General features: G+C 31.8%; 11 protein-coding genes. 2 read left to right on the top strand and 9 right to left on the bottom strand.

Features of this window, described 5'->3' with window-relative positions; translation table 11 throughout:
- The 9 genes from JCM7501_RS12010 to JCM7501_RS12035 form a co-directional block, all read right to left on the bottom strand.
- Nucleotides 1–310 (bottom strand): GtrA family protein (locus tag JCM7501_RS12010; protein ID WP_256201478.1); only part of this gene is annotated, 310 nt, incomplete at its 3' end.
- Between the two features lie 87 nt (nt 311–397).
- A complete protein-coding gene (locus tag JCM7501_RS12015; RefSeq protein WP_154653794.1) occupies nt 398–1,363 on the bottom strand; it encodes a glycosyltransferase family 2 protein in 966 nt (321 codons plus the stop codon).
- A gap of 46 nt (nt 1,364–1,409) precedes the next feature.
- Nucleotides 1,410–1,532 (bottom strand): hypothetical protein, encoded by a 123-nt coding sequence (locus JCM7501_RS15460; protein WP_013150163.1) that lies wholly within the window; start codon nt 1,530–1,532, stop codon nt 1,410–1,412.
- Between the two features lie 119 nt (nt 1,533–1,651).
- Nucleotides 1,652–3,214, bottom strand: coding sequence for a glycosyltransferase family 39 protein (locus JCM7501_RS12020; protein WP_028992561.1), 1,563 nt, complete (start codon nt 3,212–3,214; stop codon nt 1,652–1,654).
- A 50-nt stretch (nt 3,215–3,264) separates the two neighbouring features.
- Nucleotides 3,265–4,131: a UTP--glucose-1-phosphate uridylyltransferase GalU gene (gene galU / locus JCM7501_RS12025; RefSeq protein WP_028992560.1), complete on the bottom strand. Its 867-nt coding sequence runs from the start codon at nt 4,129–4,131 to the stop codon at nt 3,265–3,267.
- A 195-nt stretch (nt 4,132–4,326) separates the two neighbouring features.
- On the bottom strand, nt 4,327–5,001 hold the full coding sequence (locus JCM7501_RS16795) for a sensor histidine kinase (RefSeq protein WP_256201479.1): 675 nt from the start codon (nt 4,999–5,001) through the stop codon (nt 4,327–4,329).
- Complete coding sequence (locus tag JCM7501_RS16800) at nt 4,998–5,186, bottom strand: HAMP domain-containing protein (protein WP_306301463.1); 189 nt, start codon at nt 5,184–5,186, stop codon at nt 4,998–5,000. The genes JCM7501_RS16795 and JCM7501_RS16800 overlap by 4 nt, the downstream gene beginning before the upstream one ends.
- Nucleotides 5,099–5,698, bottom strand: a complete 600-nt coding sequence (locus JCM7501_RS16805; RefSeq protein WP_256201480.1) for a hypothetical protein — start codon at nt 5,696–5,698, stop codon at nt 5,099–5,101. The genes JCM7501_RS16800 and JCM7501_RS16805 overlap by 88 nt, the downstream gene beginning before the upstream one ends.
- Nucleotides 5,695–6,372: a response regulator transcription factor gene (locus tag JCM7501_RS12035; RefSeq protein ID WP_028992558.1), complete on the bottom strand. Its 678-nt coding sequence runs from the start codon at nt 6,370–6,372 to the stop codon at nt 5,695–5,697. The genes JCM7501_RS16805 and JCM7501_RS12035 overlap by 4 nt, the downstream gene beginning before the upstream one ends.
- 497 nt (nt 6,373–6,869) lie before the next feature.
- Between JCM7501_RS12035 and JCM7501_RS12040 the strand changes: the two genes are divergently transcribed.
- Nucleotides 6,870–7,193 carry an ArsR/SmtB family transcription factor gene (locus JCM7501_RS12040; protein WP_012994985.1) on the top strand — a complete coding sequence of 108 codons (324 nt, stop codon included), beginning with the start codon at nt 6,870–6,872 and terminating at the stop codon, nt 7,191–7,193.
- Between the two features lie 50 nt (nt 7,194–7,243).
- Nucleotides 7,244–8,407 (top strand): permease, encoded by a 1,164-nt coding sequence (locus JCM7501_RS12045; protein ID WP_054644882.1) that lies wholly within the window; start codon nt 7,244–7,246, stop codon nt 8,405–8,407.
- Nucleotides 8,408–8,468 lie beyond the last annotated feature (61 nt).

Below are 8,468 nucleotides of genomic sequence, written 5' to 3' on the forward strand. Positions count from 1 at the left end.
TAAAATACCCATAACTTATATAAAAGAAGTTTATCACTTGGGCTATAAGGGTAACAATTATTTTAGATATATACACATTTAATTGCAGATTTTTGACTAAATAATCAATAGTTAACATTGTAATCACAAGAGAAATTAAATTCGATACTAGAAACTTTACAAATTCCCAAAATATCTTACTATTAGCATTTTTTACTTCAAAAGTCCACTTTCTATTTAATACAAAACTGTTTATCACTCCACAACTATATCCTATAGCTTGACTAAAAACGTAATTCACTCCAATTATTTTGTAGAATACGGTAAACACGAAAAAATCTATTAAAGTATTGGTTATTCCTACTGTTCCAAAGCGACTTATATGTTTTAATTTTCCATTATAAATGTAATCTATCAGTCAGATATTCTTTCCATATTCCTCTGGTATCTCCTTGTAATTTAATATACTTTCAATTATATATAGGGGCCTGCCCCTACTTTCATCCATAATCCTTCCTATATACTCTCCTATTATGCCAATCCACCCTAATATCAATCCAAACATAGCAATATTAACTGCTAAAATAAACCCTAAACTTAATATTTCTTCATCGCTAATTATATTTTTCAGAAAGATTACTATCGTCGAAATCATGCCAACTAGTGTTGCTATTCCTCCCACAAGACTAGCAAAAGTCAAAGGTTTGTAGGAAAATGAAGTTATTCCGTCAATAGCTAATTTTATCATCTTTTTTAAAGGATACTTGCTTTCTCCAGCAAATCTCTCTTGTCGTATAAATTCCACAGCTGTCTGCTTAAAACCAGCCCAGCTAACAAGTCCCCTTATATATCTATTCCTTTCTGGAAGCGACGATAACACATTGCACACTTTGCGATCTATAAGTCTAAAGTCACCTGCATCCACGGGTATATCAATATTTGTCATAAATTTTAATAATCTATAAAATGCTTTCGCTGTAAACTTCTTAAAAAAGGATTCCCCTTCTCTTTTGACTCTTTTGCCATATACTACATCATAGCCTTCTTTCCACTTTTTTATCATTTCAATCATTACTTCTGGAGGATCTTGCAAATCCGCATCAATTACAATAACAGCATCTCCTGATGACAACTTCATTCCCGCTGTTATTGCAGCTTGGTGTCCAAAATTGCGGGAAAAATTTATAAGTTTTACATTTTTGTCTCTATTGCATATTTGTTCTGCCTTACTTCTTGTCCTATCTTTGCTTCCATCATTTACAAAAATAATTTCGTAGCTTTCATTAGTTGAGTCCATGACAGATTTTATTCTTTTATAACTTTCTTCAATCACCAATTCTTCATTGTAGACAGGCACTACCACAGAATAGACGGTTTTACTCATTATCTTGAATACCTCCTTAATTAGTTGTAAATACTTTGTCTCCTACCTACTCTCTATTTACAAAAATGCTAAATAGATCTAAAAAAGCCTTCAATTTAGTCTTTTTGTCATTTTGAGTAATGACTATACGTGGTACCATCGAATTTTGACTATATAAATATTCCAACATTAAAATTCACCTCTTAACTTGTCATTCCAAATGATATTTCAAATTTTTAAAAGAGTTAACTTTATATTCTAAAGCATACTTAGTAATTGTCATATTAGTATCAAATAAATATGTGAAGTTTATGGGATTATATCATTGACAGTTGTCGCAGGTGTTTTATTTTTAATGGTGCTATCCAGCAAAATTTTGATAAGATAAATGAACAATGCTATGTTCAAAAGCGAAATAACTACCAGCAAAAAATTATATGGTATGTTATTTATGCCCTTTAATGTTTGAAGCAAGACGTAATAGGTATTTACAAAGACAGTAGCAGTAAACCCACCCGCCAATACCAGAAATCTTTTGTCTTTAAGATATACAAAAGCTAACACTGCTAAAGCAATTGCTGGAAACAAATATCTTTCATGCATGCTAGTAGAAAAAGTAAACACCCCTGCTATCTGTACAACAGCTATAGCAAAAACATATAAATTGCTGTTTGCTTTAGCATAAATAAACCACGAAAGGAGGGTAATTGTAACTATAAAAATCGTTCCCCAAGTATGATAATTGAATATAAAAAGGACAGAAGTATCTTTCACATAATTCGCACCAAGTAAGCCGAAAAAGTTAAACGCATTAACAGAAGCGTAAGGATATTCTGATATGGTACTTAAAAATAATCTAAAAATCCACAACACATCTCTATTTGAAGAAAATGGAAGAATAATAACTACAGCTGTCACTAAAGCAGAAAGTATTACTTTTATATAAGTCTTGAGATTTTTTTCCCTTATTAACTCGAAAAAAAGCACTGGCAAGAAAACTATTCCTTGTGGTTTCATTAGTACAGCCCCTGTAAACGCGGTAGAAGATAGTACATATTTTTTTTGTGATAAAAAAAGCAGTGCCACTACAACCAGTAAAGTAAAGAAGGAATCTACTTGTCCCCATATTGCTGAATTGGTAAAAACTGCTGGGTTAAACGCATAAAATGTAGACGTAAAAATAGCAATTGTTGGAGAAAGATGTTTTTTAGCCAATTTATAAATAAGAAAGGCTGTAACAATATCAGCTATTATTGAAGGCAATTTTAACAATATTGTATAATAATTTTCTAAGGCCAGAATGCTCACAACTTTACCAATAAGAAAAAGGATGTAAATATAAAATGGAGGATAATCGCAGGAAGTTGTATTTTTATAAAATTTAAATAGGTCATTTGCTGCAGATGTTGCCCAACTTTTAAAAAGGTTTATGTCACCCGGATGACCTTCTATTAATGTTGTTAATGAAATGCGGAAAAATAAACCTATACAAAGCAAAATAATTACTACTCTCATCTCATTATCTAGTCTAACCTTGGTATTTTTATGTATGAAAAAGTAGTAAAAAGTAATAAAAAGAAATAGGAAAATCATTGAATATATGCCAATTGGTAGAGTGTATTTAAAAATAGAACTGATGTTCATGTTGGACATTTTCCTGCCTTGAGGATGTACAGGTTGCATTGGATTTAAATTCGGAAATTGATTTTTGTCCATTTGACTTCTGCTGTCCATAGGCGGCATAAAATGTTCAGTAGCCTTTTGATGCGATATTATATTATTGCTATATTCCCAGGTGGTATAAATGCATAAAAAAATCGATAATCCCAAAATCAAAATCAGGCTAATTTTAAATATCTGCTTTTTAGACATTATCTATACTCCTTTCCCTAAAACATTAAAAATCGGGAAGCTACACCTTATTAAGATTTCAAAACAGCTTGAAGATATATTATAAGGCTTTTTCTCAACTCTTTGCGCTTTAATGCATAATCTATATTAGCCTGAAGAAACCCAAACTTGTCGCCAATGTCATATCTTTTTCCTTCAAAGTGATAAGCATATATTGGTCGCTGCTGTGCTAATACTTTTAACGCATCTGTAAGCTGTACCTCTCCATTCTTCCCAGGTTCGGTTTTTTCAAGTATATCAAATATCTGAGGAGTTAGTATATATCTACCCAAGACAGCAATATTCGATGGAGCTTCACTGACATTAGGTTTTTCTACCATGCTTTTAATTTTGTAAGTTCCGTCCTCAAGTGGTATACCATCTATAATTCCATATTTTACAACATCCTTTTTATCAATAGCTTGCACTCCTAAAATAGGTGAATTGTATTTAGAATAGCAGTTTATCAATTGTTTAAGGCATGGAACCTTGCTGTCAACAAGGTCATCACCCAACAAAACTGCAAAAGGTTGGTTACCAACAAAAGCTTTTGCACAACTTATTGCATGTCCCAATCCTTTAAGTTCTTTTTGCCTTACATAATAAATATCAGCCATATTGCATGTATTCCGTATTAATGGTAATAACTCTTCTTTGTTACTTTTTTTAATTTCATTTTCAATTTCATCAAACTTGTCAAAGTAATCTTCTATAGCTTTTTTATTTTTGTTAGTAATTATCAATATCTCTTTGATGCCAGAATTAACAGCCTCCTCCACAATATAATGTATAACAGGTTTATCCACAATAGGTAGCATTTCCTTGGGTATAGTTTTTGTAATTGGCAGAAATCTGGTTCCTAATCCAGCTGCTGGAATAACAGCCTTTTTTATTTCCATTTTATCAATCCTTTCTTAGTTTTTAATTTCACGTAAAACTGTGCTCATTCTTAAGGAAGATAAAAAACAGGACTTAAAAAGAGTTCCTTCTTTTAAAAAAGTATAGAGCATATTTGTTGCATTAATATCAAATGATTATGTGAATTTTGTGTGATTGCATAAAATAAAAGCAATCAGCAAAAGTGCCAATTGCTTTTATTTTATAGGATATTTTATGATAAAACTTACACCTTTTTCCCTATTTACTGCTTTAATTTCGCCATTGTAAAAATCTATGATCTTTTTAGAAATAGCAAGGCCTAAACCAAAATTACCAGTTTTATCTTTATAAAGTTTATCGAAAATATGGTCGATATGTTCTTTGTCAATGTTTGGCCCGTCATTGTATATTTCAAGTACTGCATAGTCTTTTTCTTTTTTTAAAGATATGCAAATTTTTTCTTCCGCATATCTTTGTGCATTATCTAAAATATTCTCAATGCAGACTTGTATTTTATCTACATCGCCCATAATTGTAACGTCATCCAAGTCCAAATTCCACTCAATTTTGCTGTTAATAACTTCAAATCTGCTTATTATACGCAAAAGTAAATCATGTAAATTTATATAGGTATTTTTGCCGCTGTTTTCAAGAAGATAATCTAAAGTGTTTAAATATAACATCTGGTTAATCTTTTTTTCTAATCTTGTAGCTTCATCCTTTATTATTTCGGCGGTTTTTTCAATAGAATCTATATATACTCCGTCAATTATTGCTTCAGCGTGGCTCATAATCACCATAACAGGTGTTTTTAAATCGTGAGATATACTTTGCAAAAACGTCTTTTCTTCCTCATCGGCGCGTTTTAATTCTTTTTGCATTCTATTCATGCTTTTGCCAATCTTCCTATTTCATCTTCGCTTTTAATTTTAATCGGTTCACTCCAATCTTTATGGGCTATTTTTACTGTATAGTTTTCAAGTTCTTTTAAGGGCTTCGAGATATAATTTGCAACAATTTTGCTGCAAAAAAGCCAATAACGATAAATATAAGTCCTATTATAATTACCATGTATAGCAGAGTGTCATTTTTTATATTTGGCATATATGATATCAAATATGATTTCCCCGTGCTGCCGTATTCAATAGAGCTTATTATAAATAAAAATTGCACATTATTATAGACTTCTTTAAATTGCTTTTCATGGATGTTGTCGCCCTTTATAAAACTAGTCATCCATATTTTTATGGCTATATCATTATGTCCTGGAGGTGGCGGAGGTGGGGGTACTCCTCTTTTATTGATATCTATTATCGATATCCTATTGTTGTCGTCTATATTCACAATAAAATTGTCGCTGTTTCTAAGATTCTTTATCTTACTAAAATTGCTTAAAGGTTGATTAAAATCGTTGCTTTTTAGTAGTGCCTCATGCACAACTTTCAAATCCTGCATTTTTGCATTTTCATCCATCTTTCTAAAAGCAAACAAATACAAAATTGAAGTACTGCAAATTATAATTAAAATTACCACTGAAAAAGTCACCCATATTCTCATTGTCAATGATTTAAATCTAAAGCGCTTCATGATTTTTCCACCAATCTATAGCCATATCCATATACGGTTTCAATTTTTAATTTATTGAGCTTTTTCCTCAACCTTCTAATTGTATCATCAATCACTCTGTCTGACCCAAAATAATCTTCGCCCCATACTTTATTTAAAATTTGTTCTCTTGATAGCAAAATATTTTTGTTTTCAACAAAATAGTTTAAAAGCTCAAATTCTTTATTGGTAAGCTGGATTTCATTATCTCCATCAAAAATTGTTCGCTGTCTTTTGCTGATTCTGTAGTTACCTATGTTTACGTCGTTTTCAGCTTTTTTCCCATTATTTCCATAGATTCTCTCCATAAGTTTATTAGTTCTGATAACAAGTTCTCTTGGTAAAAAAGGCTTAGATAAATAGTCGTCACTTCCTAACTCTAATCCAACTACCCTGTCAAGCTCTTCATTTCTTGCAGATATAAATATTACAGGGGTATTTTGATTATATTGCTTAATTGCCTTAATCAATTCATAGCCATCTATATCCGGCAACATTATATCCAGTATCCAAAGGTCCGGCAAATCTTTTATTCTTTGCATTGCAGAATTTCCATCCAAAAAAGTAGTAACTTCATAGCCTTCTCGCTGTAAATATTTTTCAAGTAAAACATTAAGGCTTTTTTCATCTTCTACAAGATAAATTTTTCTTGGCAAGATTTTCACCTCCATATTTAAGGTATAACATAAAATAATCAAAAAGTTTTAAATAAATTATGTGAAAAATGTGTTCTTCACTATTTTCAAATTAAATGCATCAAATTTTTCAAAAAAGTGTGTATATACATAATAAAAACCATTCATCACAAAAAAAGTCTTACAATAAAAATACAAAAAGGCAGATACTTTTTGCATCTGCCTTTTCACTTTGTCGTGGCGGCTTTTAATATTCCTGATTCGGACCTCCTAAAATTTCAATAGATAAACTTTGTCAGAATCTGGATTGTACTATTTTTAATAAGCACCTCCACAACAATCTTCCATGTATTTGATTTGGTATCAATATCGTACTGGTTTTTTCTGTTTTAACTCTCTTTTTTTGTTGTTGTATTTAATTATTAATGAGCCAACTTTTGTCTTATTGGGTTTTTGAAAATTTTTTGTTGACCTAATATTTCCTATATGCTAATATAGGAATATAGGAGGTGAATCCCATGGCAGAAAACATCTATGAACTCCGCGCAGAATTTTTTAAGGCCCTTTCTCATCCGACAAGGTTGAAAATTTTAGACGTAATTTTAAATGAAAAGGAAATTTGCGTATGCGAAATTGTAAATAAAATAGGTGTAGATCAATCGACAATATCAAAACATTTAAGCATATTAAAAAAAGCTGGCATTTTAGAAAGCAGAAAAGAAGGTCTTTCAGTATTTTACAAAGTAAGATTCCCTTGTATGAAAGATTATTTTATCTGTATTGACAAAACCATAAAGTGTGATCTTGTAACTAAGGTTTCCTTTATTGACTCCAGTAAGTAGAAGTTGAATAATTTTGTTAATATTAAAATTTATCAAAAAGGAGGCCACAAATGAAGGAAGAAATTAAAAAAATTCTAGTCATTGCAGGTGTTTTCTTTTTTGTTTACTATATGCCTTTAGAGAGCATGCACTTTAAAGGGGCTGTCATAGAATCCCTTTACATGCTTCAAGATTACGCAAGGCATCATGTATTAACCTGCTTAATACCTGCTCTTTTCATAGCAGGTGCAATTTCAAACTTTATTTCCCAGCAGGCGGTTATGAAATACTTCGGCGGTGGGGCAAAAAAATGGCTTTCCTACGCGGTCGCCTCAGTATCCGGAACAATCCTTGCTGTTTGCTCGTGCACGATTTTGCCACTTTTCACGGGAATTTATAAAAGAGGAGCTGGTCTTGGTCCCGCAATAGCGTTTTTGTATTCAGGACCTGCAATAAACGTCCTTGCAATAATAATGACAGCAAGAATTTTGGGATATAAATTGGGAATAGCAAGGACAGTTGGGGCAGTATTATTTTCAATTGTTATTGGCTTAATCATGGAAATAATATTTAAAAAAGAAGATGTGGCAAGGCTGTCAAAAATCTATCAACTTTCAACAAAAAATGAAGGAAGAAGCCTATTGCAGGATTTTTTGTTTTTTGCAAGCCTTGTATTTATATTAATTTTTGCAGCATGGGGTAAACCCGCACAGCCTGTAGGATTTTTCAGTACTGTATATAACGTAAAATGGTACTTGACAGTATTTTTTCTTGTGTTCCTTACGATAATCCTTGTTAAATGGTTCAAAAAAGAAGAAATCACCTCATGGCTCGAAGCTACTTGGAGTCTTGCCAAACAGATACTTCCCCTTCTTTTTGGAGGTGTTGCGATAGCAGGATTTTTAATGGGAAGGCCGGGGTATGATGCAGGAATACTCCCCTCAAGGTATGTTGAAGCTCTTGTTGGTGGAAACTCATTACTTTCAAATTTCATTGCTTCAATAATAGGTGCTTTTATGTATTTTTCTACTCTTACAGAAGTTCCCATAATTCAGGGCCTTTTGGGTTACGGGATGGGGCAAGGTCCTGCCCTCGCACTTTTGCTCTCAGGACCTGCTTTGAGTCTTCCTAGCATGCTTGTAATTAATAGCGTCCTCGGGCCAAAAAAGACTATTACCTATGTAAGTTTAGTAATTATACTGTCGACTTTTATTGGATTTGTTTTTGGAAATTAAAGCTATTTAAAAAAATTTATGATAAATTAAAATGTTTATATGAAAATAAAATAAATAAATG

The organism is Thermoanaerobacter thermocopriae JCM 7501 (genome assembly GCF_001310975.1).
GTDB lineage: Bacteria > Bacillota > Thermoanaerobacteria > Thermoanaerobacterales > Thermoanaerobacteraceae > Thermoanaerobacter > Thermoanaerobacter thermocopriae.

Coding starts and splice junctions, on each gene's coding strand:
- galU (WP_028992560.1), bottom strand. CDS start 4,131: ATGGAAATAAAAAAGGCTGTTATTCCAGCAGCTGGATTAGGAACCAGA.
- JCM7501_RS12045 (WP_054644882.1), top strand. CDS start 7,244: ATGAAGGAAGAAATTAAAAAAATTCTAGTCATTGCAGGTGTTTTCTTT.
- JCM7501_RS16805 (WP_256201480.1), bottom strand. CDS start 5,698: ATGAAGCGCTTTAGATTTAAATCATTGACAATGAGAATATGGGTGACT.
- JCM7501_RS12020 (WP_028992561.1), bottom strand. CDS start 3,214: ATGTCTAAAAAGCAGATATTTAAAATTAGCCTGATTTTGATTTTGGGA.
- JCM7501_RS15460 (WP_013150163.1), bottom strand. CDS start 1,532: ATGTTGGAATATTTATATAGTCAAAATTCGATGGTACCACGTATAGTC.
- JCM7501_RS12040 (WP_012994985.1), top strand. CDS start 6,870: ATGGCAGAAAACATCTATGAACTCCGCGCAGAATTTTTTAAGGCCCTT.
- JCM7501_RS16795 (WP_256201479.1), bottom strand. CDS start 5,001: ATGAATAGAATGCAAAAAGAATTAAAACGCGCCGATGAGGAAGAAAAG.
- JCM7501_RS12015 (WP_154653794.1), bottom strand. CDS start 1,363: ATGAGTAAAACCGTCTATTCTGTGGTAGTGCCTGTCTACAATGAAGAA.